Here is a 25,831-nt window from a genome sequence, read left to right as displayed (position 1 = left end):
AACCCGCTGTAAAGCGGGCATATTTTCTGAAATAAATAAAAATTAAGCTGTTTCTCCTTCCCAGTTCATAAAACCTCCTTGAAGATTATATGCAGTATCAAACCCTAGGTTTTTCATTATTGCACAAGCTTGTCCACTTCTATTACCTGACCTACAGTAAACGTAATAATTTTTAGTTTTGTCCAATTTCTCAAGTTCTTCTACAAACTCTTGACCCTTATAAATATCAATGTTAATAGAATTTGGAATGATACCTTCTTCTATTTCTTCTTCTGTTCTTACATCGAGTATGATCGCATTAGAATCTTTCGCTAACTGCTCTTCCCAATCTTGTTGTGATAAATCTGCCATAGTATAAATTATATATGGTAAAAATAATTGATTTTTCTGTAATTGTTGGTCTCCGATAATTTTAACAAATAATTAATCTTAAAGATAATTTTAAACCATGTATTAAACATACATTTGTATATACAATTATTGTATCAACATGAATGTAGAGGAAGTTATTAAAACAAATAAAAAAATGCCGTTGGTAAAACGGACATTAATACATGTGGCATTAGTTGCCAATAAACTAGATGAGGAAGTATCTGCGGTTCTTAAACCTTTTGATATTTCTATACAACAGTTTAATGTTTTAAGAATTTTAAGGGGTCAAAATGGTAAACCTGCCAACCTGTCTACCATAAATGATAGAATGGTTACCAAAATGAGCAACACTACACGATTAGTCGATAAACTAATTTTAAAAAATTTCGTCAACAGGACAATCTGTTTAAAAAACAGAAGAAAGGTTGAAATTGTCATCACTGAAGCTGGCTTAAATTTTCTAAATGAAATTGATGGAATACTTTTTGAAGCTGAGAAGAAAATACTTAAAAACTTTAGCGATGCAGAATTACATGAACTAAATGAATTATTAAATAAATTTTAAGTTAAAAATAAATGAACTCAATAGTAGATAAATTGAATTGGCGTTATGCCACCAAAAAATTTGATAGCTCAAAAAAGGTAAGCGAAAAAGATTTAGAAACTCTTTTAGAAGCTGCTAGATTAACTGCCTCTTCTTATGGTTTACAACCATATGAAATTTATGTTATTGAAGATACAGATGTACGACAAAAACTAAGAGAAGCTTCTTATGACCAGCCTCAAATAACAGATGCATCTTATTTAATAGTACTTGCAAATAAACCAACTTTTAATGAAACTATGATCGACGATTACATAGCTAATATTATGGCTATACGTGGAGTTTCAAAAGAAGACCTTGAAGGCTTTTCTCAAACTATGAAATCTACATTATTAGATTTACCCGATGCATATAAGAATACTTGGACATCTAACCAAGCGTACATTGTTTTAGGGAATTTAATGACCGTAGCTTCTGAAATGAAAATTGACACCTGCCCAATGGAAGGTTTCGATAAAGCTAAATACAATGAAATTTTAGGTCTTACCGACAAAGATTTAAATGCTGCCGTAGTTTTGGCAGTTGGTTATAGATCTGCTGACGACACAACACAGCACTACCCTAAGGTTAGATATTCTAAAGAACAAATTATTACCCATATATAAATTAAACACAATCATTTTAAAATTAAAGAACATGAAGAAGTCATTATTAAGTTTAGCATTCGTAGCTATATTCGGTTTTAGTGCAACAGCATCTACACCAATTGATGGAGAAAAAAAACAAATAAAAGTTAGCGAAAGCACAGTTACTTGGAAAGGTTACAAGGTAACAGGAGAACACAATGGTAACATTAATCTAAAATCTGGTCATTTAGAAATGAACGGCAAGAAATTAACAGGTGGTGAATTTGTTATAGATATGACATCAATTACGTGTAATGATCTAGAAGCAGGAAAAGGAAAAGAAAAACTTGAGGGTCATTTGAAATCTGCTGATTTCTTTGGCGTAGAAAGTAACCCAACTTCTAAATTGGTTTTTACTTCTGTTAAGGCAATGAACAACAACTCATACACTGTTACTGGAGATTTAACTATAAAAGGAATTACAAAACCAGTTACATTGGTAGTATCTATGTTTGAAAACAAAGCTTCAGCAACTATGAAAGTAGATAGAACTAAATTTGATATTAAATATGGTTCTGGAAGCTTTTTTGACAATCTTGGAGATAAAGCAATCTATGATGATTTTGACTTAGTGGTTGATTTAGCACTATAATTGTTTTAAAACATTCATATTACAACAATTTAAAATCCCTTTGATATAAATACAAGGGGATTTTTATTTTTGACAAGGTAAAGTTTGATAGTTTAAATTTCCTTTTTATATTTGAGCTCAATGAAAAATTTAAATGTAAATACTTGGTGGTGGAACAACTTACGAAAAACATCGTGAGCATAGCATCATTGTAGTAAAACTATATAAAGGCTTGTCATCACGACAAGCCTTCTTTATTTTATAAAAGTACCTATGACCTATCAATTTAAGACATATCATAAAAAAATTCTTGCCGACACTGTTACGCCGGTAAGTGTTTATTTAAAAATAAGAGACCGTTTTCCAAACAGTATTTTATTAGAAAGTAGTGACTATCACGCCAACAATAATAGCTTTTCATATATCTGCTGCAACCCTATTGCGTCAATTAAAGTAGAAAACGAAGTTATTACCAAGCAATTTCCAGATGGTGTTACTGAAGAAATACAAATTACCCCACAAACAAACGTTGTTGACATTATAGATTCTTTCAGCAAGGCTTTTAAAGCTGATGACAATGACTATAAATTTATTAACAACGGGTTGTTCGGGTACATGACGTATGACGCCGTTCGTTATTTTGAGGATGTAAAATTATCTGTAAAAGATGATTCTATTCAAATTCCAGATATTTACTATGCGGTATATCAAAACATTATAGCCATAAATCATTTCAAAAATGAAGCATATCTTTTTGCTCATTGTTATGAAACTGAAAACAATATTCCAGAATTAGAACAGCTATTAAATATTAGAAATTTTGCCACTTACAATTTTAAAATTGATGGTGAAAGAGAGTCTAATTTAGAGGATGAAGAATATAGAGAGCATGTTGCTCTAGCTAAAAAACATTGCCAACGCGGAGATGTATTTCAACTTGTGCTAAGTAGACGTTTTTCTCAAGGTTTTAAAGGCGACGAGTTTAATGTATATAGAGCTTTACGTTCAGTAAACCCTTCTCCTTATTTATTCTATTTTGACTATGGCGATTTTAAAATATTCGGTAGTTCTCCAGAAGCACAATTAATTGTCAGTGATGGTAAAGCAGAAATACATCCTATTGCAGGTACATTCAAAAGAACGGGTAATGACGAACAAGACGCGCAACTGGCAAAAGAATTAAAAACAGACGATAAAGAAAATAGCGAGCATGTTATGTTGGTAGATCTTGCACGTAACGACCTTAGTAGAAATGGTAGTGTTGTACAAGTTGAAAACTATAGAGAAGTGCAGTTTTTCTCGCATGTTATTCACCTAGTTTCTAAGGTTACGGGAATGAAGAAAAGTGATATCCCTACTATGAAAGTGGTAGCAGATACTTTCCCCGCAGGTACATTAAGTGGTGCACCAAAACATATGGCCATGCAGCTTATTGAAAAATATGAAAAAACAAGTCGCGGTTATTACGGTGGCGCTATTGGTTTCATGGATTTTACAGGAAACTTTAACCATGCCATAATGATTAGAACTTTTTTAAGTAAAAATCACAAATTACATTACCAAGCGGGTGCCGGCTTAGTTGCTGCATCTGATCCAGAAAGTGAATTACAAGAGACATTTAATAAATTGGGCGCTTTGACCAAGGCATTAGAAATAGCTGAAGAAATATAAGATGAAGAAAATATTAGTTATAGATAATTACGATAGTTTCACTTATAACCTAGTGCATTATTTAGAGGAATTAGGTTGCGAGGTTATTGTAAAACGTAATGACCAACTTACTCTAGAAGAGGTTGATGCTTTTGATAAAATTGTACTTTCTCCAGGTCCTGGTATTCCTGATGAAGCTGGATTATTAAAACAGATTATCGAAAAATATGCACCTACCAAAAGTATATTCGGTGTTTGTTTGGGACAACAAGCTATTGCCGAAGTTTTTGGTGGTTCACTAATAAACTTAGATGAAGTGTATCATGGTATTGCAACCAAAATACAAATTATAATAGATGATACTATTTTTGAAGGCCTGCCTAAAGAGATTGAAGTAGGTAGGTACCATTCTTGGGTGGTGAATCCTGATTTGCCAGAAGTATTAGAAGCTACTTCTTTAGATGAAAACGGACAAATAATGTCGCTTCGTCATAAAACTTATGATGTTCGAGCTGTTCAATTTCACCCAGAATCTGTTCTAACACCACAAGGGAAAAAGATGTTAGAAAATTGGTTAAACGCTTAAGCTTAATTATCATATAATAAGCCTTAAGGTTTTATGTAATACAACTTAGAGAATGAAAGAGACACTAAATAAACTTATAAATCACGAAATACTTTCAAAGGAAGATGCAAAACGTATTCTCGTGAATATTGCAAAAGGTGAATACAACACTAGTCAAATAGCGGCCTTTTTAACCGTATATATGATGCGTAGTATTACCATTGAAGAATTAGAAGGTTTTAGAGATGCTTTGCTAGATTTATGTTTGGCGGTAGATCTATCTGCCTACAATCCTATTGACCTTTGTGGTACTGGTGGTGATGGTAAAGATACTTTTAATATTTCTACACTAGCATCATTTGTCACTGCAGGTGCAGGCGTAAAAGTTACTAAACATGGTAATTACGGAGTTTCTTCTAAATGTGGTAGTAGCAACGTAATGGAGTTTCTTGGAATAAAATTCAGTAATGATGCTGGCTTTTTAGAAAAATGCATTGATGAAGCTGGTATATGTGTTTTACATGCTCCCTTATTTCATCCTGCCATGAAAAATGTTGCTCCGATCAGAAAAGATTTAGGGGTTAAAACATTCTTTAATATGTTAGGTCCTATGGTTAATCCTGCATTTCCAAAGAACCAAATGGTTGGTGTTTTCAACTTAGAACTGGCACGTATGTACGGATACTTATATCAAAAGACCGATAAAAATTTCACTGTACTTCATGCATTAGATGGTTATGATGAAATTTCTTTGACAGGAAATACCAAAACTATTTCCAACCATACAGAGAGTATGCTAAAACCATCAGATTTTGGTGTGAAACTAATTAAGCAAAGTGATATTGTTGGAGGAGATTCTATTGATACTTCTGCTCAAATTTTCTTAAACGTCTTACAAGGCAAAGGTAGCGAAGCCCAAAATAATGTGGTATGTGCCAATGCAGGTATTGCTATTGCAACGGTAGAAGATTTGACACCACTTCAAGGTTTTGAAAGAGCTAAAGAATCTTTGCTAAGTGGAAAAGGATTGATTGCATTGAAGAAAATACAGGAACTAAGTAAAAATTAAAGAGAATGCTTCGTATCTCGCTATAACGAGATTATAAAGAACATATAGTATATGAATATTCTAGATAAAATAGTAGCCGATAAACGTAAGGAAGTCGATTTAAAAAAATTGATTTTTCCTCCTTCTCAATTTGAGCATTCTATACTTTTTGAAAGGGATACTTTTTCTTTAGCTCAGGCACTAAGAAATAGTGATACGGGAATTATTTCTGAATTTAAACGTAGGTCTCCGTCCAAAGAAAGCATCAACCAAAATGCAAACGTAGGTCAGGTGGCTAAAGGTTATGAGAAAGCTGGTGTATGTGGCATGAGTGTTTTAACCGACATTAAATATTTTGGTGGCTCTATTGAAGATTTAATATTAGCTAGAGCATCTGTACAGTTACCATTATTACGAAAAGAATTTATTGTTAGTGAATATCAAATAATTGAAGCTAAAGCATATGGTGCTGACGTAATTTTATTAATTGCCGCTATTTTAACAAAACAAGAAATAAAAACCTTTTCAGAGCTTGCTAAAAGTTTAGGTTTAGATGTATTGTTAGAAGTACATAACGAAGATGAACTTCATAAATCTATTATGCCCAGTTTAGATATGCTTGGTGTAAACAATAGAAATCTAAAGACTTTTGAGGTTAGTTTAGATACTAGTAAAAAGTTATCAAAACTGATTCCCAATGATTTCGTCAAAGTTTCTGAAAGTGGTATTAGTTCTGTAGAGGCTATTAAAGAATTAAAACCATATGGTTATGAAGGCTTTTTAATTGGGGAGAATTTTATGAAAACGGACAACCCTGGTGAGAGTGCGATTGAATTCATTAAAAACCTAAAGAACTAATGAAGCTTAAAATTTGTGGAATGAAACTGAATACGACTGAAGTTGCACAATTGCGACCAGACTATTTAGGCTTTATATTTTGGGAACATTCTTCAAGATTTTTTGAAGGTGAAATGCCAAACCTTCCACATACAATTAGTAAAGTAGGAGTATTTGTTGATGCTGACCCTACTTATGTTGTTGAGATGGTAAAACAGCATCAATTGCAGGGATTACAATTACACGGTCACGAAAGTCCAGAATACTGTACTATGATTGCTTTAGACCTTAAGAAAGAAAATCAGAAAGTTGATATCATAAAAGTTTTCTCTATTAAAGAGGAATTTGATTTCGGAATTTTAAAACCTTATGAAGGTGTTTGCAATTACTTCCTTTTTGACACTAAAGGGAAATTACCTGGTGGCAATGGCTATACTTTTGATTGGTCCGTTTTAAAAAATTACCCTTCTACCAAACCTTATTTTTTAAGCGGAGGTATTGGATTAAACAATCTTGATAAGATTACTGAATTCATGAAGTTGCCTGAATCTAAATATTGTTATGCTATTGATGTAAATAGCCAGTTTGAATTGGAACCAGGATTAAAAAATATTGATGAACTACAAAAGTTTAAAGAAGCGCTATGAACTATAATGCTGATGAAAAAGGATACTACGGTGAATTCGGTGGTGCCTTTATACCTGAAATGTTGTACCCAAACGTTGAGGAACTACGACAAAATTATTTAAAGTTGATGTATGAAGATTCTTTCCAGAAAGAATTTAATCAGCTTTTAAAAGATTATGTAGGCAGACCTTCTCCCCTATATTTTGCTAAACGCCTTTCTGAAAAGCACGGATGTAAAATTTATCTAAAAAGAGAAGATCTCAACCATACTGGTGCGCACAAGGTAAACAACACAATAGGTCAAATTCTAATGGCTCAAAAATTAGGCAAGACTAGAATTATTGCCGAAACAGGTGCAGGTCAGCATGGTGTTGCCACTGCTACTGTTTGTGCATTAATGGGAATGGAATGCATCGTTTACATGGGTGAAATTGACATTGCCCGCCAGGCTCCAAATGTAGCTCGTATGAAAATGCTAGGTGCCGAAGTACGCCCTGCTAAATCTGGTAGCAGAACTTTAAAAGATGCTACAAACGAAGCAATTAGAGATTGGATCAACAATCCGGTAGACACACATTATATTATTGGTTCAGCTATTGGACCACATCCCTACCCTGATATGGTTACTCGTTTTCAATCTGTTATTTCCGAGGAAATAAAATGGCAATTAAAAGAGAAGGAAGGTCGCGAAAATCCTGATTATGTAGTAGCTTGTATTGGTGGTGGCAGTAATGCCGCCGGTACATACTACCATTTTCTACACGAGGCTGAAGTTGGCATTATTGCTGTTGAAGCTGCAGGTAAAGGTGTTAATTCTGGAGAAAGTGCAGCTACCTCCGCTCTTGGAAAAGTAGGTATTATTCACGGTTGTAAAACCATGTTGATGCAAACTACTGATGGTCAAATTACAGAACCATATTCTATTTCTGCAGGGTTAGATTACCCCGGCGTAGGACCAATGCACTCCCATTTATTTAAATCTGGTCGTGCAGAGTTTTATTCGGCAACAGATGATGAAGCTATGGCTGCAGGATTAGAGCTTTCTCAACTAGAAGGTATTATTCCGGCTATAGAAACAGGACATGCATTTGCCATTTTTGAACATAAGAAATTCAAAAAAGACGATGTTGTCGTTATTAGTCTTTCTGGTCGTGGAGATAAAGATTTGAACACTTATATTGATTACTTTAAGTTAGCATAACCTTATTATGAGCAATAGAATTACATTGAAATTAAAAGAGGATAAAAAACTTCTTTCTATATATTTTACCGCCGGTTACCCTTCACTGAACGACACTGTACAAATTATTCAAGATTTGGAAAAGAATGGGGTTGATATGATTGAAATAGGTTTACCATTTAGTGACCCATTAGCCGACGGACCAACTATTCAAGAAAGCTCTACAGCTGCACTGAAAAATGGAATGACTACAGAAATACTATTCAATCAAATAAAAGATATTCGTAAATCTGTTTCTATCCCTTTAATTATTATGGGATACTTTAATCCTGTTCTACAGTATGGTGTTGAGGCATTCTGTAAAAAATGTCAAGAAATTGGTATTGATGGACTCATTTTACCTGATCTTCCACTAGATGTTTATCAAGAAGATTACGAAGCCACATTTAAAAAATACGGACTCATAAACGTATTCTTGATTACACCACAAACTAGTGATGAACGTATTAATCAAATCGACAGTGCTTCAGACGGATTTATCTACATGGTTAGTTCAGCAAGTGTTACAGGTTCTAAATCTGGTTTTGGTCAAGAACAAGAAAACTATTTTGAGCGTATTTCAGCCATGAATTTAAAAAACCCGCAAATTGTAGGCTTTGGTATTAAAGACGAAGAAACATTTCAACAAGCTACAAAAACTGCGAAAGGCGCTATAATAGGATCTGCCTTTATTAAGCATTTGACGGCTAATGGAGCTAACTCTGTTGCTGAGTTTGTTAAGACAATTCGATAAATTCATGGAGATTCTAAATAATTGGAAACTAATAGTCTTATTGTGCCTTACATTAGGTTTGGCTCCCTTTTTTCCCGAACCACATATTTATGGAAAATTAAAATGGATTTTAGGGGGTGCAATCGGTATGCAATTTATGGATTGGTTCGATGTTTTACTGCATGGTTTACCTTTTATACTATTAGGTAGACTGTTATTTTCGAAATTTTTTAAAACAAGGAATAAGTTCTGACTATTCGATTAATCAGATATATTATTGATTTTCTTGATTATTTGAAAAACCTTAACATTTGCGACCTTCCACTCTAACACGTATTCCCTGCATTTTGCCTACATTTAAAGAATATAACTATGAGAACGAAAATGAAAAAATTTCTTACCCTTCTATTATTCCTATCACTTTATTCTGCCCACTCACAAGATTCAGTTCTTATAAAATCTAAGGTTGCAAATGCAATAACTGAACTAAGAGAATTTGTAGCCATACCAAATGATGCTTTAAATGCAGATGATATAGACACAAACTTATATTGGCTTAGAAAAAAGTTTACTGAGAGAGGATTCAATAGCACCATTCTTGAAACCGAAGGTTTACCTCTATTTTTTGCCAACTTACCAATAGATGACAATAAACCAACGATATTATTTTATATGCATTTAGATGGGCAATCTGTAGATGTTACAAAATGGGACCAATCAGATCCATACAAAATAGAATTGAAATCTAAAACCGAAGATGGTTGGAAAAAAGAATCCTTTTCAGATTTAACCGATGACATTAATTATGATTGGAGACTATTTGGCAGATCTACTTCTGATGATAAAGGACCAATTGTGATGTTCCTAAATGCAATAGATGCGCTTAAAAAAGACAAAGTAGACTTACCTTATAATGTAAAAGTTATTTTAGATAGTGAAGAAGAAAAGAGTAGCGCACCATTACCAAAAGCTGTGCGTACCTATAAAGATTTACTTAAGGCAGATTTTCTAGTTATTAATGACGGACCTGTACATGTGTCTGGGAAACCGACTATCGTGTATGGCTGTAGAGGTATCACAACATTATCCATAACTACTTACGGTCCAATAAAACCTCAGCACAGTGGTCATTATGGCAACTATGCACCAAACCCTGGTTTTCAATTAGCTCAATTACTAGCCACCATGAAAGATGCTGATGGTAGAGTTTTAGTTAAAGGATATTATGACGGTATTACTTTAGATGAAGCTACACTAGAAATATTAAAAAGTGTACCAGACAATGTGGAAGAAATCAACACCAACCTAGCAATTGCCAATCCTGAGAAAGTAGGTAGCTTTTATCAAGAAGCTTTACAGTATCCTTCCTTAAACATTAGGGGATTAGGATCTGCATGGATTGGCGAGAAAGCAAGAACAATAGTACCGGCAACGGCTACTGCAGAATTAGATTTAAGATTAGTACCAGAATCTGATGGTACCAGACTTAAAAACTTAGTAAAAGACCATATTAAAAATCAAGGTTATCATGTTATGGCTACTGAGCCTACCAAAGAAGACCGTTTAAAATATGACAGAATTGTTACTATTAAAGAAGGTTCTGTTACCAATGCTTTCCGCACAGATTTAAATAACCCTTTTGGAAATAGTATTGTAAAAACTATGGAAAATAAATTTGGAGAAAAGCCTGTTCAAATTAGAATTATGGGTGGTACAGTTCCTATATCTCCTTTCATCAATGAATTGAAAATTCCGGCATTTATTGTTCCTATGGTTAACCCTGACAACAATCAACATAGCCCTAATGAAAATTTAAAAATTGGGCAAATAGCTTATGGTATTGAAACATTTTATGCCATTTTAAGTACCTCACAAGAATAAACTAGCCAAAACAACATGGATAAGATATAGAATTAATGTTCTTGCTAGTTATTCCACATAAGGCAAAAAATAAACCCTAAAATAGAAAATGGCTCTGTAAATAATTTACAGAGCCATTTTACATTAAAATCATTAACTATTAAGCAGAATTTCTACTTGCATTAATATTACCATAAAGAGACCTTGTTACAATTTTCTCATACAACTCTTTATACTCGGTACCTTCTCCTATTCTTTGAAGTGCGTATTGTTGAATCACCAATAATGGCAACACAATGTTCTCACGAATTTTAATAGACTCTCTAGAGATAGCTTCTTTCTGCATTAAAAACTCCATTCCTGATAACTTCAAAAGCATTGCGGTTGACAGCTTGTATTCTGCATGTAGAATTTCCCAAAAAGCACCATACTCTTCGTTCTCTTTCATATAACTTGTCAGTTCAAAATAACATTTAGAAAGACTCATCATACTATTCATCATTAAAGCTTGAAAAAATGGTACTTCCCCATACAATCGTTGTGCCTCTGCAAAACGCCCGTCATCTTCCATTTTCTTTAAAGCAGTACCTATACCATAATAACCTGGCACATTTTGCTTCAATTGACTCCAAGAACCTACAAAAGAAATTGCCCTTAAATCTGATAATTCTAATTTAGCCTTATTACCTCTCTTACCTGGTCTACTACCAATATTGGCTTTAGTGTAATACTTTAGCGTACTCATATTTTCTAAGTACGGCATAAACTTATCATGATGTTTTAAATCATCATACTTCTTAAAACTTAATTCAGATAATTCTTCTATTAAATCTCTATCCGAATCAGAAATAACAATTTCCTTATCTAAAATAGTATTAGACAAACCTGCCGTTAACAACTGTTCACTATTATAAATGAACTGCTCTTTTGTTCCGTAGGTACTGGTAATGGTCTGACCTTGTATTGTTAATTGAATTTCATTATTTGCAACCTTATTAGTCTGAGCTGCATAAAAACGGTGTGTTTTACCACCTCCTCTTGCTGGTGGCCCTCCTCTACCGTCAAAGAACACAGCTGCAATATCATGTTCATCACAAACCTCTGATAATTCTTCTTTGGTTTTCAAAATAGACCAGTTTGCTTTTAAATAGCCACCATCTTTGGTTCCGTCAGAAAAACCTAGCATAATGGTCTGTTTTTTATTTCTGCTTTCTAAATGTGCTTTATATTCTGGTAAATTAAATAAGAATTGCATTGTAGCCTGCGCATTATCCATTCCGTTCATGGTTTCAAACAATGGTACAATGTCAAAGGTTATTTCTTTATCTGCCCAACCACACCATCTAAACAATGCGTAAACAAAGAGGATAGAAAATATATCTTCTGAATTACTAATGATATACCTATTACAACCTTCTTCACCATTTTTATCCTGTATAGTCTGTAATTGAAGAATATTCTTGATAGTATCCTTTACAATTTCCTCTTCATAATCATTTGCATTTAACTGTAAATTCTCATGTAAAAGAATATCAATTAATCGCTTTTCGGTTAATTCACTTAGGTCTTCTTTTATTAAAGAGTTCTTTTTCAAAACCTCTACCATTACCTTAGTGTGCATACTATGGTCTTGTCTTATATCTATGGTAGCAAAATGGACTTTAAAAATCTTTACTTTATCAATAAATTTCTCTAAGTCTTTTAAGTAAAGTCCTTGATATTTTTCAATAAGTATTAGCCTAATCTCCTCTAACGGTAAGATTAAATCTTCATATCCAATATCCTTAGAACTATCAAACATAGCCGTATACAAGTTTGAGCGCAATTTTTGCAACGGTTCTTGTACGTCTTTAAAAGTCAGTTTATGCACAAGACCTTTAAGGTCATTATAATAACATTTCATTAAAGTTAAACGTAACTCGTTCATTACATCTCTAGTAATATCGGCAGTTACAAATGGGTTTCCATCACGATCACCGCCAGGCCAAAATCCTAACTTTACAATATCATGGTTTTCAAACTGCTTAGAACCTACGCTGCCCTTAATATATGCATACATCTCGCCAATAGCGTCATAATACACATGTCTTAGTGTGTAGATGATATTCTTAGCTTCATCTAATGGTGTAGGTTTTTTTGCATTGACTAAAGATGTTAACCCCAACTGCTGTAACCCTACATCAATTTCATCAATCTTATCTTCTAGAATCAATGTTCTTAAGTTCGTAATAATATCTAAAACAGCTGGTGTGTAGAATTGTGTTGGGTGTGCGGTTAAAACTATCCTTGCACTAAAGTTGCTTAGCTTATCCCAAATTGTATCCCATGAATTATTCTTTTCAACTAATTGAAAATAATCTTTCAAAGACAATGAACTAGAATGTTTGTGCAATTTTGGAAATGCCGCATCTTCTACACTATCATAAAGAACTACTTGGCGCTCTACGTATTGTATGATACGGAACATAAAATCTATTTGTTCCTTTTCAGATTTTATTTCTACAAAATTCTCGAAAAAATTCTCAAGAATCTCCTTTGGGTTAAGACCGTTGCTCAATCCCTTTTCAGATTGATTAAGCAATAATGGAATTAACATGCCTACATTTTCAATGTTCTCGTAGGGAAGATTAAGAAATAGACTGTTATAGACATTAAATTTATTTTGGACAGATTTCTTAAACTCCGCCAATCTTTCTTGTTGTTGCATATATCAAAAACTTTTGAGCGTACCTTTATGGTTAACTCGATAAAATTCGAACATAAATATCGCTAATCCTAGGGAACTTAGAGAATCATTTTTGTGAAATATCATATTCAACGAAGTATACCACAAAATTCTCTGTATTGGCAACAAATATTCCGCAAAACACCTAAAGCTATCTACATTTACAATGTTAGTAAATAATAAATTTTTTCATTTTCATATAGTGTTCTCGTTAAAGAGTCTTGTTTAAAAACAAGACTCTTTTTAGTTTATAAAGGTTTTAAAGACTAGAAATAAGCGCTATACTGAAGTACCCTGAAATCTACCGTGTTAAAAGTAGGATCTTCTTTTTTCATTTTCTTATAACTTTCTAGACTACCCACTGCTCTATTTGCCGCACCTGAAGGTGCTATTAAAGATACTGTTTTTATTATTTTATCTGTAGAAGGATGAGTAAATTCATGAATTCTAGGTACAACATTAGAAACGCTCTTTAGTGTAACAGAATTTTCCTTCAAGTGTTTTCTAAAAAAATACTCAGGTCCGTTCTTGCTGTTTCCTCCTGTAAAAAGAAGTGTATTTACATTAGGGTATTTTTCTAAATAACATAATACATTTCTTAAAACTACATTCTGCATTCCAATATCAGATGCGTCTATTTTATGGCGTTCTGCCGAAGCTACAATATCACAGACACCTATACGTCTAGATTTTAAAAAAGCTTTGCGCTGCTCTATTGCGCTTGCTGTTGTTTCATACTTAAGATTTAAATTGAAAATCTTATCTAAAATTGGCCACAACTGCCCATCTCTACTACCATAACAAAAATTAACATCGCCATCCTTCAATTCTCCTGTTGTAAAACGTGGCGGTGGTAATGTGCCAACAATAAGCTTTAATGTAGTGTCATCAATAAATGGAGTGTATGGGTGAGTGTGTTCAAAAACGTTTTGCATTATAGTTTAATTCTCTTGAGCCCATTCAGTAGACAAATCGTTACTAAATTACTAACTTTAAAAGAAAGTAAAGAAATAGAGATATGGGTAAGGGAGATAAGAAATCGAAAAAAGGGAAAATATCAAACAATTCTTACGGAGCAAGAAGACCTCGTAAAATCAAAAAAAGACCTACAATTGAAGAAAAAATAAAAATTAATAAAAAGAAATAATCATTTTAGTCAATCCTAAAAATGACGTCTACTTGATTTTCTTCATCTAAAGAAATTTCATAAGTATAAAAACCCATTGGCAATGAGTCATAAGCAACTTCAGTTGGAACATAATTTAAGCTGGTAGAATCTGTCTGAATACTTATTGCCATATTTGAAGATGCAGTTTCAAATTCCATATATTCAGAGAATTTACCTGCCTCAACATTTTCAAAAACAGTATCTTTCTGCGCAATACGCACTTCTGTGAATAAGAGCTCTGTACTATTCTGAATGCGAATATTTACAAAGTTAAATTCATCATCTCTATCTGTACAAGATAATAACGTTACAACACAAATAACTGCAAGTAAAAGAACCCTTTTCATAAACGTATTTTATATATACTTAAGAACGAAAAAGAGTAGATAATATTTTATCTTATAAAGACGGGTTGATTTTCTTTTAGGGTATGCTCTTGACTAAATTCATAATCATCTAAATTAAACCCTTTTATATCTGACAGTGTTTTTGCATCGGCGTCAATAATATACCTTACCATAGCTCCTCTAGCTTTTTTTGCAAAAAAGCTGATTATCTTTAATTTATCATTCTTCCAATCTTTAAAAATTGGTGTAATAATTTCTGCTTTGATATTCTTTGGCTGCAAAGCACTATAGTATTCATTACTTGCTAAATTAACCAACAACTCACCCTCAACCATTTCATTATTTAAATGATCGGTAAGCCTACTGCCCCAATATTCATATAGGTTTTTATTTCTACCAATTTTTAAGGAAGTGCCCATTTCCAAACGATAGGGCTGCATTAAATCCAACGGTTTTAAAATACCATATTGACCGGATAAAATACGTAGCGTTTGTTGAAGTTTTTCAATTTTATTCTCAGATAACGTATAGGCATCTAGACCTTGATACACATCTCCGCTAAACGCAAAAATTGCAGGTCTTGAATTTTTCGGTGTAAACGGAATACTAAAATCTTGATTTCTTTGCCAGTTCAATTGTGCAAGATTATCTGAGATGGACATTAATTCTGAAAGAGCTTTAGGCTTCTTTTTCTTTAATATCTTATTCAGTTTTTCCGCATCCTCTATAAATTTTGGGGAGGTATATGTTGCTGTAGGAAGCTCAGCTTCATAATTCAATGACTTAGCCGGAGAAATAACAATTTTCATAGTGCAATTTTAATAGCCCAAAAATAAAAAGGATAAATTGGAAGACCTACAAAAGATAAAAAAGAGTTTAAATAGCGGTATTGAGAAATCTTATTCTGTGCTATTTTTACTATAACTACGCCATTTTTCAATAGCATTTGTCATGTCTTCTGGCACTTCTGAATCAAAACTCATATGCTCTCCGGTTACAGGGTGTATAAAGCCCAATGTCTTGGCGTGTAATGCTTGTCTTGGCAGTAACTTAAAGGTATTATCTACAAATTGCTTGTATTTTGTAAATGTTGTTCCTTTTAAGATTTTTTCACCCCCATAACGCTCATCGTTAAACAACGTATGCCCTATGTATTTCATATGCACACGAATTTGGTGGGTTCTACCTGTTTCTAATTTACAAGACACTAGTGTAACATAACCCAACCTTTCCAAAACCTTAAAATGTGTAACTGCTTCTTTACCTTCTTCACCATCTGGAAAAACATGCATTTGCAGACGGTTCTTTGGGTTTCTACCCACATTACCTACAACTGTACCTTCGTCTTCTTCAATATTTCCCCAAACCAGAGCTATATATTCACGCTCAGAAGTTTTATCAAAAAATTGCTTTGCCAAATGCGTCATAGCGGCTTCTGTCTTTGCCACTACTAAAAGGCCTGAAGTATCCTTATCTATACGATGAACCAAACCTGGTCTCTCATTACTATTAGATGGTAAATTATCGGTATGAAAAATAAGTGCGTTTATCAATGTCCCAGAATAATTTCCATGACCAGGGTGTACTACCATCCCAGCGGGTTTATTCACAATTAATAAAACATCGTCTTCATAGACTATATCTAAAGGAATATCTTCTGGTACTAATAAAAATTCATGTGGCGGATGTTCAAATAACACCTTAACCTCATCACCTGCTTTTACCTTATAATTAGATTTTACAATCTGATCATTGACCCAAACATGTCCGTTTTTTGCAGATTGTTGTATTTTATTTCGAGTGGCATTTTCAATGAAATTCATTAAAAATTTATCTACCCTTAACGGTTCTTGACCTTTTGATGCTACTATTTTATGATGCTCAAAAAGCTCTCCATCTTCATTCTCTGGCTGCTCAATATTCTCCATCTAATCTTCAGATTCCGATTTAATTACTGCTCTTTCCGTAATACTACCATTACCACAGATCAATTCTATTTTGGATGTTTTAGGTAATTTATCGCCAGGCTTAATATACTTGCCTTTATATTTTATTTGGTATACCATATCCTTTCCTAATTCATCTACATAGGTTACCCTTTGCACATCTAAACCTACAGCTTTTAACATTGAAGAGGCATTACGCTTGGTAACCTGAATGATTTTTGGAACGGTAACTTTTTTATATCCGGATGGATTAACCGTAAAATATATTTTTCTATTTTCTTTTACTTTTGATCCTGCAGAAGGGTTTTGTTCAATAATAGAAAATCTTGGGTAGTCTGGGTTATAATTCGCAGAATCCAATACTTCATATCTTAAGCCGGCTTCTTCAATTGATTTTCTCATATCCATAACCGATTTTTTTGAAAAATCTGGTACTTCTACGAACTCACCGTGGTTGGTGGTATTGTTTAGGTATCTTAATGTGACAAAAATCACAATAATCAACACCAACAACGCAAGACCTAATTGAATAAAAAAGGTTTTACTTTTTAAAAAATTGAAAAAATTCTTCATACTTATTATTTGACCCGACAAATATAGTAAATGCCCCCATACCATTCTACGGCTTCGGTTTATAGTTACTTCATCCTTAAAAATTAATTCTATTTGTATTAATGCTGATTGTTTTCTTTTTTATTTTATTTCAATGCTTCATCTTTGCTTTTACATTCTTAATAGACCATAAATGAAAAAAAATATAGCAATTATAATGGGCGGTTATTCTAGTGAATATAAAATATCGCTTAAAAGTGGTAATGTGGTCTATAATTACCTGAACAAAGAAAAATTTAATCTATATAGAATACATATTTTCAAAAACAAATGGGTTTATGTTGATGATGCAGATATTGAAACCCCTATAGATCGAAACGATTTCTCAATACTTAAAGATGGTAATTCAATAACATTTGATTGTGTTTTTAATGCCATACATGGTTCTCCCGGTGAAGATGGACTAATGCAAGCTTATTTTGAATTATTAGGAATAAAGCATACTACTTGTAATTTCTACCAAGCAGCGCTAACTTTCAATAAAAGAGATTTACTAAGTGTTTTAAAACCTTACGGAATTAAAGCTGCACCATCTTACTATCTAAATTTGGGTGATACTATCAATGAAATAGAAATTATAGATAAAGTAAAACTCCCCTGTTTCGTTAAAGCAAACAAATCTGGAAGCAGCTATGGTATCACTAAAGTATATAAGTCTTCTGAACTAAAGGGTGCCATTGAAACCGCTTATAAAGAAGATGATGAAATTATAATTGAAGGCTTTCTCGAAGGAACCGAAGTTTCTGTTGGTGTTTTAAAATTAAAAGGAATCACTACTGTTTTACCTATTACAGAAATAGTTACCGAAAACGACTTCTTTGATTACGAAGCTAAATATGAAGGAAAATCTCAAGAAATAACTCCCGCTAGAATAAACCCTATTCAATTAAAGAACGTCACCATCGCAGCTAAAAAAATATACGATGTACTAAAGATGACCGGCTTTTCTAGAAGCGAATTTATATTTATTGGCGATGAGCCTTTCTTATTAGAAATGAATACAACACCTGGTTTAACTACAGCGAGTATATTACCACAACAAGCTAAAGAAGCTGGCATTGAGCTAAGTATGTTATTTGAGCATGCAATTACAGAGGCATTGTCTTAAAATACCTATATTTAAAAAGTAAAACCCATCTATGAGACGTGCAATATTTCCAGGTTCTTTTGATCCTTTAACCTTAGGTCATCATGATATTATTATGCGTGGTATAACGCTGTTCGATGAAATAATTATTGCAATAGGTAAAAATGCCGACAAAAAATACATGTTCAGTCTTGAAAAGCGTATTGCTTTTATAGAAGAGTCTTTTAAAGATGTCCCTTCCATATCTGTAAAGTCATATGAAGGCCTTACAGTGGATTTTTGTAAGAAAGTAGACGCAAACTTTATTTTAAGAGGATTAAGAAACCCAGGAGATTTTGAATTTGAGAAGGCAATTGCCCATACAAATAGAAAATTATCTGAGATAGAAACCGTGTTTTTATTGACCTCATCGGGTAAATCATATATAAGTTCCTCTATTGTAAGAGACGTAATTCGCAATGGCGGTGATTATACGGGCTTAGTACCAGATTCTGTAAGAAAATAGATGTAGTTCATCGGCCACACAACAACTTTGGCCATTTCAACAACACATTTTCGCAAAATCACAACAATTTGTATACGTAAGATGGAATATTCCTATAAATTCGTAGGAAAATTCTGTCTACCTATGTTTAAATCACAAAATAACTCGTCTTTTTCATTAGATTGGATTAATCAAATTCCATCATCTATTGTAATTATTGATACAAATTTTAATCTAATTAGTGCATCTCCAAGATGGCAGGCTAATTATCGACTTGAATTAAATGATATAGAAGGTAAGAATTTCATTGATTTGTTCCCTGAATTATCACAAGATTTACAAGCCCGTTTAAAATATAGTTTAGACGGATTACGAGATATTAAGTTCAAATACAATGCAAAAAACTGTCAATATTCTTCTAAAGATTCTATCTGGCATTTAAACCCATGGAAAGATGGTTACGGAAATATTATAGGAGTCATTATTAAAGTAGAACCTATTTCTAAAACTCAAGAACTTGAAATTGAACTTCATAAAACAAAACTTATACTAAATCAAAAAAGTTCTGTCGCAAAAATTGGAAGTTGGGATTATGATGTGCAAAATGAAACTTTAAATTGGACACCGATCGTTAACAAAATTTATGGGCTGTCTTCAGATTTTAAACCTACACTAGAAAATTCTATTAATTTCTATGTAGAAGAATCTCAAGAAATTATCAAAAAACTAGTTTCCGAAGCAATAAATTATGGCAAACCTTGGAATGAAAAATTACAGTTAAAAAAATCTGATGGAGAGGTTATATGGGTAAATACCATTGGTAGACCAAAATTTAAAGGAAGTAAATGCACTAGAATTATTGGCACAATTCAAAACATTAATGAAAGTAGATTAAAGAAAGAGAATAATGTAAACGAGATTTCATCTGAGTATCCATTATTTGAAAAAGTGCCATTAGGTATGGCAATTATAGATATGACCACAGGTAAATTTTTAGATGTCAACCAAAACTTCAGTAAGCTTACATGTTATAATAAAGAGCATTTTTTAGGACATAATTATAAAAAATTTATTAATGGTCAAATCAAAAATAAAATTGCTGATTTAAAAGCGCAATTAACAGAACATGGTTCTTTTAAACCTATAAAATGTACTTATACAAATCAGAAAAATCATAATTTAAATATTAAAATAACAGGTACTTTAATTGAAAATAAAGATGGTGTTAAAGGTCTTTTATGCACCGTAGAGAATATTACGACACAAGCTAAGTTAGAGCGAAACTTGAAAGACACTATATCATCATCAAGAGAGCAAAATGAGCAACTATTAAATTTTGCACATATGGTTTCTCACAATCTAAAAACACATGCAACCAATTTTTCGCTATTACTTAACTTCTTAAATGACGAAACGGGTAAAGTACAGCGAAATAAATTCATGAGCATGTTGTTCAGTGCCTCAGATAATTTATCTGAAACTATAAAAGGTTTAAGAGAAATTGTTGCTGTAAAATCTAGTATTAACGAAGAAAAGAAACCACTTTCTTTAAATGAAAGTTTATTTGTTGTTGAACAAAATATTGCCGGACTTCTAAAGGAAACGAACGGAAAAATTATAAACGAAATTCCCGATACGACAGTAGTAAAAGCATTACCCGCCTATCTAAATAGCATCTTAACAAATTGCATTACCAATTCAATTAAATACAGAAGCGAAGATAAAAAGCCAATTATCATTTTAAGTGTGGAAGAAGATAAGAACTACACCATATTAAGTATAGAAGATAATGGTTTAGGTATTGATTTAGATAGATTTGGCAAGCAGCTTTTTGGTCTTTATAAAACTTTTCATAGACATAAAGATTCTAGAGGAATTGGTCTTTACATTACTAAAAACCAGATGGATGCTATGAAGGGTAAAATTACAGTAGAAAGCACACCTAACCAAGGAACTACTTTCAGGTTTCATTTCAATAAGAAGTAGAAAATAATTGATAAAGTAGCTTTTTGAATCTTTTACAACGTAAATGATAACATTCACAACAATTTTGTAGTAAAATACAGCAATCCCGCTAAATTCGTAAGAAATTACATCGGTATGATAAAAGTTCCCCTAGTATCCAATACCTCGTACATAATTAGACAATTGCCAACACCAACGGCTTTTATAGATACTGATCATAATATTGTTCAGACATCTGACACTTGGACGAGTATTTTTAATAAAAATGGCGAGAGTTATAAATCTAAAAGTTTATTTGCTGTTTTTCCAAAATTAAGCCATAAATGGAAAATGGTATTAGATAATTGTTTTAACGGCAATCCACAACCTATGGGCATACACCAAGTTATTGATACAAAGGGTCAAGAGCTTTGGTTTGAATGGACAAATGCACCATGGTATGACACTAATGAGAACATCATTGGGGCTATTATACAATTAAGCAATATTACCGATGCCGTTAATAATGAATTAGAACTTAATAAGAAAAATTTACTGCTTCAACAGCAGACTGAAATTACCAAAATTGGTAGATGGGAATATAATATAGTTGACAACCAACTTTTTTGGTGTTCAACAACAAAGGCTATTCATGAAGTGCCTGAACATTTTTCTCCAGATATTGAAAATGCCATCTATTATTTTAAGGAAGGGCATAGCAGAAATGCAATATCCATGGCACTTTTTGAAGCTCAAAATAATGGAAAGGCCTATAGCAACTTAAAGTTGCAAATAATTACAGATACCGGTAAAGAAAAATGGGTAATGGCCGGGGGTAAACCTATATACAATAAAGGGGAAATGGTTGGTTTAATTGGTACCTTTCAAGATATACATGAGCAAGTAGAAGCCAGTATTAAAACCGTTGATAACGAAAAACTATTAAGAACGTTAATTGATAATTTACCAGTTAATGTATATATAAAAGATACAGAATCTAGAAAGGTTCTTATAAACAAAGCCGAGTGTGAATATTTGGGTGTTAAAGATCCAAAAGAAATAATAGGTAAAACCGACTTTGAACTTTACCCATACGAATCTGCCGAAAAATCTAGAGCTGAAGATTTAAGGGTAATGACCACTTTAAAACCAGTAATAGGAAAAGAAACAGTTAATACTAGATTAAACGGTAAAGAAACCTCTTTTCTTAGCTCTAAAATACCTTTACTAAACAATAAAGGCATTGCATATGGCCTAGTCGGTATAAGTTTAGATATTTCTAAATTAAAGGAAAAAGAAAAAGAGCTTAGAAATATTATAAATATTGCATCGGTTCAAAACAAAAAACTTTTGAACTTTGCCCATATTGTTTCTCACAATCTACGTTCACATTCCGCAAATTTTTCTATGCTTTTAAACTTTTTAGAAAGTGAAAAGGATGAAAATGAAAAGAAGAATATTATAGGTATGCTAACTCAAGCTTCAAATAACTTATTAGAAACATTAGATAATTTAAATGAAGTGGTATCTATCAATACCAACACAAACATAGAAATTAAAGAGATTAATTTAAATGATAAAGTAGTTGATGCAACTAAAAACCTATCAGCCTTTATTTCTAACAGTAAAGCAAAAGTTAAGAACAACATTCCGGTAGATTTCAGCGTAAAGTCCGTTCCTGCATATTTAGACAGTATTTTAACGAACTTTATTACTAACGCTGTAAAGTATAGAGATCCTGAACGGGAATCATTAGTAGTACTTAGTGCCGAAAAGAAAGGTGATTATTCTATATTAACCATTACGGATAATGGTCTTGGCATAGACCTAGAGAAATATGGTGAAAAATTATTTGGCATGTATAAAACCTTTCATGACCATAAAGATGCAAGAGGTATTGGTTTATATCTTACTAAAAATCAAATTGATGCCATGAACGGTAAGGTTGAAGTAACCAGTGAAATAGGAAAAGGAACAGAATTTAAAATTTTCTTTAATGAAAAAAATTAGTGACATCACTATAATTGATGACGATGCTATTACAGTGTTTGGTCTACGTAAATTAATATCTTCTAGTATTGAGTGTAACTCAATTGAAGCTTATGCTAATGGCAAAATTGCCATAGATGCACTAACAGATTTCTATAACAATGATCATCAAATACCACAAATTATATTTTTGGATATTAATATGCCAATTATGGATGGGTGGGAATTTTTAGAGGCATTTCTTGAACTTCCAATTACAGAAAAGATTAGAATAAATATAGTAACCTCTTCTATTGACCCTCGTGATCAAAAACAATGGGAATATTTTAAAAGCAAAAGTCATCACTTAATAACCTTCAATCAGAAACCTATTGATAGAAATACAATAACAGAAATTACTAAAGTAGCGTAAGCTTTGAAGTAATCATTATTTTTACAATCAATTCTGGCAACAATAGCCACCATAATTGTTTGTAAATGAAAACGCCATTCCTGTTATTATCGGTACTTCTATTAATATCATGTCAAGATAAAGTTGAAAATACTAAAACCGATTTCCCCACTCCTTTTGAAATATCCAACAAAACAGAAACCGCCACTTACGATCAAGTAATTGACTTTTACATAAAACTGTCCAAAGAATTTTCTACGATTAATATTCAAACCATTGGATCCACAGACAGCGGCAAACCACTTCATGTGGTAACCTATAGCGCAAAAGGTGATTTTGATTTTAAAAAATTAGGCAAGGATAATACCATGATGTTGATCAACAACGGTATTCATCCTGGAGAAAGTGATGGAATAGATGCTACCATGTTGCTTTTTCGTGATTTAGCAAGCAATGAAATAGACTCACCCAATGAAACCATAATTTCTACTATACCCATATACAATATTGGTGGCGCTTTAAACAGAAATAGTACTTCTAGAGCTAACCAAAATGGACCTCTCGAATATGGTTTTAGAGGTAATGCTAAAAATTATGATCTTAACAGGGATTTCATTAAAACCGATACCAAAAACGCTGTAACCTTTGCTGAAATTTTTCATCTCATAAATCCCGATGTATTTATTGACAACCATGTTAGTAATGGTGCCGATTACCAGTATACGCTAACACACCTTTTTACACAACACAATAAACTAGGTGGAGAATTAGGAGAATATGTTCATGAAGCATTAATGCCTCAACTACATGATTCACTCTTCAATTCTGGTTGGGATATTACACCTTATGTAAATGTATTCAACTCCCCTCCTGAAAATGGTTTTCAGCAATTTATGGATCACCCTAGATATTCTACTGGTTACACCACATTGTGGAATACTGTTGGGATGATGGTAGAAACACATATGCTAAAACCTTATGATAAACGTGTTGAAGGTACTTACGAGCTCCTGCATAAAATGATTGCAATTGCCGAAAAAGATGGAAATGAAATTAGAACTATGCGAGATACTGCTTTTGCATCTGTAAACGCTAAAGAATATTATACTACAGCTTGGAAAATAGATTCTACCAAGGCTACTAATTATCTATTTAAAGGATATAAAGCAGATACTATAACTAGTGAAGTAACAGGTCTTACCCGCTTAAAATATAACCGAGAGATACCAATAGAAACAGAAGTAGCATATAAAGATTTTTATACCCCGTCAGATTCTGTTAAAGTTCCAAAAGCATACGTTATTGGTAAGCAGTGGGAAAATATAATTAACAAACTTGATATAAACAAGATCACTTATACTACGCTTAAAAAAGACTCCGTATTCAATATAGAATCCTATAAAATAGATAATTACCAAACGTATAGCTCACCTTACGAAGGGCACTACCCTCATTACAATACTACCGTAAATGCAAAAAACATTACAAAGGAGTTCAAGGCTGGTGATATTATAATACCTGTAAACCAACCTGGATTTAGATATCTCTTAGAATCTTTAGAACCAGCGGCAGTAGATTCGTTTTTTAACTGGAATTTCTTTGACACGATTCTTCAACAAAAAGAAGGTTTTTCCCCTTATGTTTTTGAAGACACAGCTCTTGAAATGCTGAAAAACGATTCTATTTTAAAAAAAGAATTTGAAAATGAAAGGAAACTGAATTCAGATTTTAATGATAACTGGTATCAACAGTTAGACTGGCTTTTTAAACGAAGTTCGCTATACGAAGAAGCTCATTTGCAATACCCAGTCTTTAGAATCATGAATTAAGACTATGCTTCGTGAAACAATATCTTAATATTTATATATGAATTTTGAAGGGCTTTCTTAATCTTAGCAGGACCTTTCCATTTAACTTTGAAAATGCCTTCTTTCTTTTCTGGTTTTAATTTGCCATCAAATTCGGTACTCATTGCATACCAATGAACTTGCTTAAGTTTATTAATACCGTTATGCTTAAAAACATGATAAGTAGTTTGCAGATAATTATCGATTTTAAGACCCGTTACTCCCGTTTCTTCCTCAACCTCACGCATAGCACATTCCTCTATAGTTTCGCCTTTATCTAGCTTCCCCTTAGGTAAATCCCATTTGTCATTTCTATAAATAAAAAGGACTTTTCCTTCTTTATTGGTTACCACACCTCCAGCGGCACTAACCAAAGGAATTTCTTTAGTAAACTTATCTAAAATCTCGCTGCCGTTTGGGTGGTAAATGAACGCTTCTTCCAACTTCCCCTTCTTCAAAGAACTTATTGCCTCTTGTACAGATTCCTTTTTTAGCGAAAAATACTCACCGTTTGTAGTATCAGAGAGTTTATTTGTTAAAATCAAAGGCAATTCATTAACAAAAACTTTATACATTTGC

Annotated in this window: 26 protein-coding genes; 18 read left to right on the top strand and 8 right to left on the bottom strand. The window is 32.7% G+C overall.

Going from position 1 to position 25,831, the window contains the following annotated elements; genetic code table 11:
* Nucleotides 1–42: 42 nt before the first annotated feature.
* Entirely contained in the window at nucleotides 43–351 is a 309-nt protein-coding gene (locus tag BM296_RS19080) for a rhodanese-like domain-containing protein (RefSeq protein ID WP_091905766.1), read from the bottom strand.
* Nucleotides 352–490: 139 nt separating this feature from the next.
* Here BM296_RS19080 and BM296_RS19075 point away from each other — a divergent pair, with 139 nt between their 5' ends.
* The 11 genes from BM296_RS19075 (at nucleotide 491) to BM296_RS19020 (ending at nucleotide 10,733) form a co-directional block, all read left to right on the top strand.
* Complete coding sequence (locus BM296_RS19075) at nucleotides 491–937, top strand: MarR family winged helix-turn-helix transcriptional regulator (RefSeq protein ID WP_091905763.1); 447 nt, start codon at nucleotides 491–493, stop codon at nucleotides 935–937.
* An 11-nt stretch (nucleotides 938–948) separates the two neighbouring features.
* Nucleotides 949–1,581 carry an NAD(P)H-dependent oxidoreductase gene (locus BM296_RS19070; RefSeq protein ID WP_091905760.1) on the top strand — a complete coding sequence of 211 codons (633 nt, stop codon included), beginning with the start codon at nucleotides 949–951 and terminating at the stop codon, nucleotides 1,579–1,581.
* Between the two features lie 31 nt (nucleotides 1,582–1,612).
* Nucleotides 1,613–2,194: a YceI family protein gene (locus BM296_RS19065; protein ID WP_091905758.1), complete on the top strand. Its 582-nt coding sequence runs from the start codon at nucleotides 1,613–1,615 to the stop codon at nucleotides 2,192–2,194.
* A gap of 252 nt (nucleotides 2,195–2,446) precedes the next feature.
* Nucleotides 2,447–3,844 carry an anthranilate synthase component I family protein gene (locus tag BM296_RS19060; RefSeq protein ID WP_091905756.1) on the top strand — a complete coding sequence of 466 codons (1,398 nt, stop codon included), beginning with the start codon at nucleotides 2,447–2,449 and terminating at the stop codon, nucleotides 3,842–3,844.
* 1 nt (nucleotide 3,845) lies between these two features.
* Nucleotides 3,846–4,409, top strand: a complete 564-nt coding sequence (locus BM296_RS19055; RefSeq protein ID WP_091905754.1) for an anthranilate synthase component II — start codon at nucleotides 3,846–3,848, stop codon at nucleotides 4,407–4,409.
* A gap of 52 nt (nucleotides 4,410–4,461) precedes the next feature.
* Nucleotides 4,462–5,457 (top strand): anthranilate phosphoribosyltransferase, encoded by a 996-nt coding sequence (gene trpD / locus BM296_RS19050; RefSeq protein WP_091905752.1) that lies wholly within the window; start codon nucleotides 4,462–4,464, stop codon nucleotides 5,455–5,457.
* Nucleotides 5,458–5,508: 51 nt separating this feature from the next.
* Nucleotides 5,509–6,294, top strand: coding sequence for an indole-3-glycerol phosphate synthase TrpC (trpC, locus tag BM296_RS19045; protein WP_091905750.1), 786 nt, complete (start codon nucleotides 5,509–5,511; stop codon nucleotides 6,292–6,294).
* Nucleotides 6,295–6,314: 20 nt separating this feature from the next.
* On the top strand, nucleotides 6,315–6,920 hold the full coding sequence (locus BM296_RS19040) for a phosphoribosylanthranilate isomerase (protein WP_455565249.1): 606 nt from the start codon (nucleotides 6,315–6,317) through the stop codon (nucleotides 6,918–6,920).
* The gene (gene trpB / locus BM296_RS19035) at nucleotides 6,917–8,101 is read left to right on the top strand and encodes a tryptophan synthase subunit beta (RefSeq protein WP_091905746.1); all 1,185 of its coding nucleotides are present in this window, start codon (nucleotides 6,917–6,919) and stop codon (nucleotides 8,099–8,101) included. The genes BM296_RS19040 and trpB overlap by 4 nt, the downstream gene beginning before the upstream one ends.
* Nucleotides 8,102–8,108: 7 nt before the next feature.
* On the top strand, nucleotides 8,109–8,873 hold the full coding sequence (trpA, locus tag BM296_RS19030) for a tryptophan synthase subunit alpha (RefSeq protein ID WP_091905744.1): 765 nt from the start codon (nucleotides 8,109–8,111) through the stop codon (nucleotides 8,871–8,873).
* A 351-nt stretch (nucleotides 8,874–9,224) separates the two neighbouring features.
* Nucleotides 9,225–10,733, top strand: coding sequence for a M20/M25/M40 family metallo-hydrolase (locus BM296_RS19020; RefSeq protein WP_317041598.1), 1,509 nt, complete (start codon nucleotides 9,225–9,227; stop codon nucleotides 10,731–10,733).
* A 139-nt stretch (nucleotides 10,734–10,872) separates the two neighbouring features.
* Here BM296_RS19020 and BM296_RS19015 read toward each other — a convergent pair whose 3' ends face one another.
* Entirely contained in the window at nucleotides 10,873–13,419 is a 2,547-nt protein-coding gene (locus BM296_RS19015; protein WP_091905733.1) for a phosphoenolpyruvate carboxylase, read from the bottom strand.
* Between the two features lie 284 nt (nucleotides 13,420–13,703).
* Nucleotides 13,704–14,372: a uracil-DNA glycosylase family protein gene (locus BM296_RS19010; protein WP_091905730.1), complete on the bottom strand. Its 669-nt coding sequence runs from the start codon at nucleotides 14,370–14,372 to the stop codon at nucleotides 13,704–13,706.
* A gap of 83 nt (nucleotides 14,373–14,455) precedes the next feature.
* Between BM296_RS19010 and BM296_RS19005 the strand changes: the two genes are divergently transcribed.
* A complete protein-coding gene (locus tag BM296_RS19005) occupies nucleotides 14,456–14,584 on the top strand; it encodes a 30S ribosomal protein THX (protein ID WP_081819477.1) in 129 nt (42 codons plus the stop codon).
* A 5-nt stretch (nucleotides 14,585–14,589) separates the two neighbouring features.
* Here BM296_RS19005 and BM296_RS19000 read toward each other — a convergent pair whose 3' ends face one another.
* The 4 genes from BM296_RS19000 to BM296_RS18985 form a co-directional block, all read right to left on the bottom strand.
* The gene (locus BM296_RS19000; RefSeq protein WP_027067880.1) at nucleotides 14,590–14,952 is read right to left on the bottom strand and encodes a hypothetical protein; all 363 of its coding nucleotides are present in this window, start codon (nucleotides 14,950–14,952) and stop codon (nucleotides 14,590–14,592) included.
* Between the two features lie 47 nt (nucleotides 14,953–14,999).
* Nucleotides 15,000–15,761, bottom strand: coding sequence for a peroxide stress protein YaaA (yaaA, locus tag BM296_RS18995; protein ID WP_091905727.1), 762 nt, complete (start codon nucleotides 15,759–15,761; stop codon nucleotides 15,000–15,002).
* Nucleotides 15,762–15,851: 90 nt separating this feature from the next.
* Nucleotides 15,852–16,880: an RluA family pseudouridine synthase gene (locus BM296_RS18990; protein ID WP_027067882.1), complete on the bottom strand. Its 1,029-nt coding sequence runs from the start codon at nucleotides 16,878–16,880 to the stop codon at nucleotides 15,852–15,854.
* Nucleotides 16,881–17,471 carry a PASTA domain-containing protein gene (locus BM296_RS18985; protein ID WP_091905724.1) on the bottom strand — a complete coding sequence of 197 codons (591 nt, stop codon included), beginning with the start codon at nucleotides 17,469–17,471 and terminating at the stop codon, nucleotides 16,881–16,883.
* Nucleotides 17,472–17,643: 172 nt separating this feature from the next.
* Here BM296_RS18985 and BM296_RS18980 point away from each other — a divergent pair, with 172 nt between their 5' ends.
* From BM296_RS18980 to BM296_RS18955, 6 genes are all read left to right on the top strand, one after another.
* A complete protein-coding gene (locus BM296_RS18980) occupies nucleotides 17,644–18,618 on the top strand; it encodes a D-alanine--D-alanine ligase (protein WP_091905721.1) in 975 nt (324 codons plus the stop codon).
* A 31-nt stretch (nucleotides 18,619–18,649) separates the two neighbouring features.
* On the top strand, nucleotides 18,650–19,102 hold the full coding sequence (gene coaD / locus BM296_RS18975) for a pantetheine-phosphate adenylyltransferase (protein ID WP_027067885.1): 453 nt from the start codon (nucleotides 18,650–18,652) through the stop codon (nucleotides 19,100–19,102).
* Between the two features lie 123 nt (nucleotides 19,103–19,225).
* Nucleotides 19,226–21,067: a PAS domain-containing sensor histidine kinase gene (locus BM296_RS18970; protein WP_177214984.1), complete on the top strand. Its 1,842-nt coding sequence runs from the start codon at nucleotides 19,226–19,228 to the stop codon at nucleotides 21,065–21,067.
* A gap of 114 nt (nucleotides 21,068–21,181) precedes the next feature.
* Complete coding sequence (locus BM296_RS18965) at nucleotides 21,182–23,035, top strand: PAS domain-containing sensor histidine kinase (RefSeq protein WP_091905716.1); 1,854 nt, start codon at nucleotides 21,182–21,184, stop codon at nucleotides 23,033–23,035.
* Nucleotides 23,022–23,426: a response regulator gene (locus tag BM296_RS18960; protein ID WP_027067888.1), complete on the top strand. Its 405-nt coding sequence runs from the start codon at nucleotides 23,022–23,024 to the stop codon at nucleotides 23,424–23,426. The genes BM296_RS18965 and BM296_RS18960 overlap by 14 nt, the downstream gene beginning before the upstream one ends.
* A gap of 65 nt (nucleotides 23,427–23,491) precedes the next feature.
* Nucleotides 23,492–25,234, top strand: coding sequence for a M14 family metallopeptidase (locus BM296_RS18955; protein WP_091905713.1), 1,743 nt, complete (start codon nucleotides 23,492–23,494; stop codon nucleotides 25,232–25,234).
* Between the two features lie 2 nt (nucleotides 25,235–25,236).
* Here BM296_RS18955 and BM296_RS18950 read toward each other — a convergent pair whose 3' ends face one another.
* Complete coding sequence (locus tag BM296_RS18950) at nucleotides 25,237–25,827, bottom strand: NUDIX hydrolase (RefSeq protein ID WP_027067890.1); 591 nt, start codon at nucleotides 25,825–25,827, stop codon at nucleotides 25,237–25,239.
* Between the last annotated feature and the right edge of the window lie 4 nt (nucleotides 25,828–25,831).

This window comes from Maribacter stanieri (assembly GCF_900112245.1).
In the GTDB taxonomy this organism is placed as follows: domain Bacteria; phylum Bacteroidota; class Bacteroidia; order Flavobacteriales; family Flavobacteriaceae; genus Maribacter; species Maribacter stanieri.
This window is presented reverse-complemented; position numbering and strand designations above follow the sequence as displayed.

Bases quoted from the DNA above. Each gene is read 5' to 3' on its own strand.
- BM296_RS19010 (WP_091905730.1), bottom strand. From the start codon at position 14,372: ATGCAAAACGTTTTTGAACACACTCACCCATACACTCCATTTATTGAT.
- BM296_RS19070 (WP_091905760.1), top strand. From the start codon at position 949: ATGAACTCAATAGTAGATAAATTGAATTGGCGTTATGCCACCAAAAAA.
- BM296_RS19060 (WP_091905756.1), top strand. From the start codon at position 2,447: ATGACCTATCAATTTAAGACATATCATAAAAAAATTCTTGCCGACACT.
- BM296_RS19040 (WP_455565249.1), top strand. From the start codon at position 6,315: ATGAAACTGAATACGACTGAAGTTGCACAATTGCGACCAGACTATTTA.
- BM296_RS19000 (WP_027067880.1), bottom strand. From the start codon at position 14,952: ATGAAAAGGGTTCTTTTACTTGCAGTTATTTGTGTTGTAACGTTATTA.
- BM296_RS18960 (WP_027067888.1), top strand. From the start codon at position 23,022: ATGAAAAAAATTAGTGACATCACTATAATTGATGACGATGCTATTACA.
- BM296_RS19015 (WP_091905733.1), bottom strand. From the start codon at position 13,419: ATGCAACAACAAGAAAGATTGGCGGAGTTTAAGAAATCTGTCCAAAAT.
- BM296_RS18985 (WP_091905724.1), bottom strand. From the start codon at position 17,471: ATGAAGAATTTTTTCAATTTTTTAAAAAGTAAAACCTTTTTTATTCAA.
- BM296_RS19020 (WP_317041598.1), top strand. From the start codon at position 9,225: ATGAGAACGAAAATGAAAAAATTTCTTACCCTTCTATTATTCCTATCA.
- BM296_RS19055 (WP_091905754.1), top strand. From the start codon at position 3,846: ATGAAGAAAATATTAGTTATAGATAATTACGATAGTTTCACTTATAAC.
- BM296_RS18965 (WP_091905716.1), top strand. From the start codon at position 21,182: ATGATAAAAGTTCCCCTAGTATCCAATACCTCGTACATAATTAGACAA.
- trpD (WP_091905752.1), top strand. From the start codon at position 4,462: ATGAAAGAGACACTAAATAAACTTATAAATCACGAAATACTTTCAAAG.
- BM296_RS18980 (WP_091905721.1), top strand. From the start codon at position 17,644: ATGAAAAAAAATATAGCAATTATAATGGGCGGTTATTCTAGTGAATAT.
- yaaA (WP_091905727.1), bottom strand. From the start codon at position 15,761: ATGAAAATTGTTATTTCTCCGGCTAAGTCATTGAATTATGAAGCTGAG.
- BM296_RS19080 (WP_091905766.1), bottom strand. From the start codon at position 351: ATGGCAGATTTATCACAACAAGATTGGGAAGAGCAGTTAGCGAAAGAT.
- trpA (WP_091905744.1), top strand. From the start codon at position 8,109: ATGAGCAATAGAATTACATTGAAATTAAAAGAGGATAAAAAACTTCTT.
- BM296_RS19005 (WP_081819477.1), top strand. From the start codon at position 14,456: ATGGGTAAGGGAGATAAGAAATCGAAAAAAGGGAAAATATCAAACAAT.
- BM296_RS18970 (WP_177214984.1), top strand. From the start codon at position 19,226: ATGTTTAAATCACAAAATAACTCGTCTTTTTCATTAGATTGGATTAAT.
- BM296_RS18990 (WP_027067882.1), bottom strand. From the start codon at position 16,880: ATGGAGAATATTGAGCAGCCAGAGAATGAAGATGGAGAGCTTTTTGAG.
- BM296_RS18955 (WP_091905713.1), top strand. From the start codon at position 23,492: ATGAAAACGCCATTCCTGTTATTATCGGTACTTCTATTAATATCATGT.
- BM296_RS19065 (WP_091905758.1), top strand. From the start codon at position 1,613: ATGAAGAAGTCATTATTAAGTTTAGCATTCGTAGCTATATTCGGTTTT.
- BM296_RS18950 (WP_027067890.1), bottom strand. From the start codon at position 25,827: ATGTATAAAGTTTTTGTTAATGAATTGCCTTTGATTTTAACAAATAAA.
- trpC (WP_091905750.1), top strand. From the start codon at position 5,509: ATGAATATTCTAGATAAAATAGTAGCCGATAAACGTAAGGAAGTCGAT.
- BM296_RS19075 (WP_091905763.1), top strand. From the start codon at position 491: ATGAATGTAGAGGAAGTTATTAAAACAAATAAAAAAATGCCGTTGGTA.
- coaD (WP_027067885.1), top strand. From the start codon at position 18,650: ATGAGACGTGCAATATTTCCAGGTTCTTTTGATCCTTTAACCTTAGGT.
- trpB (WP_091905746.1), top strand. From the start codon at position 6,917: ATGAACTATAATGCTGATGAAAAAGGATACTACGGTGAATTCGGTGGT.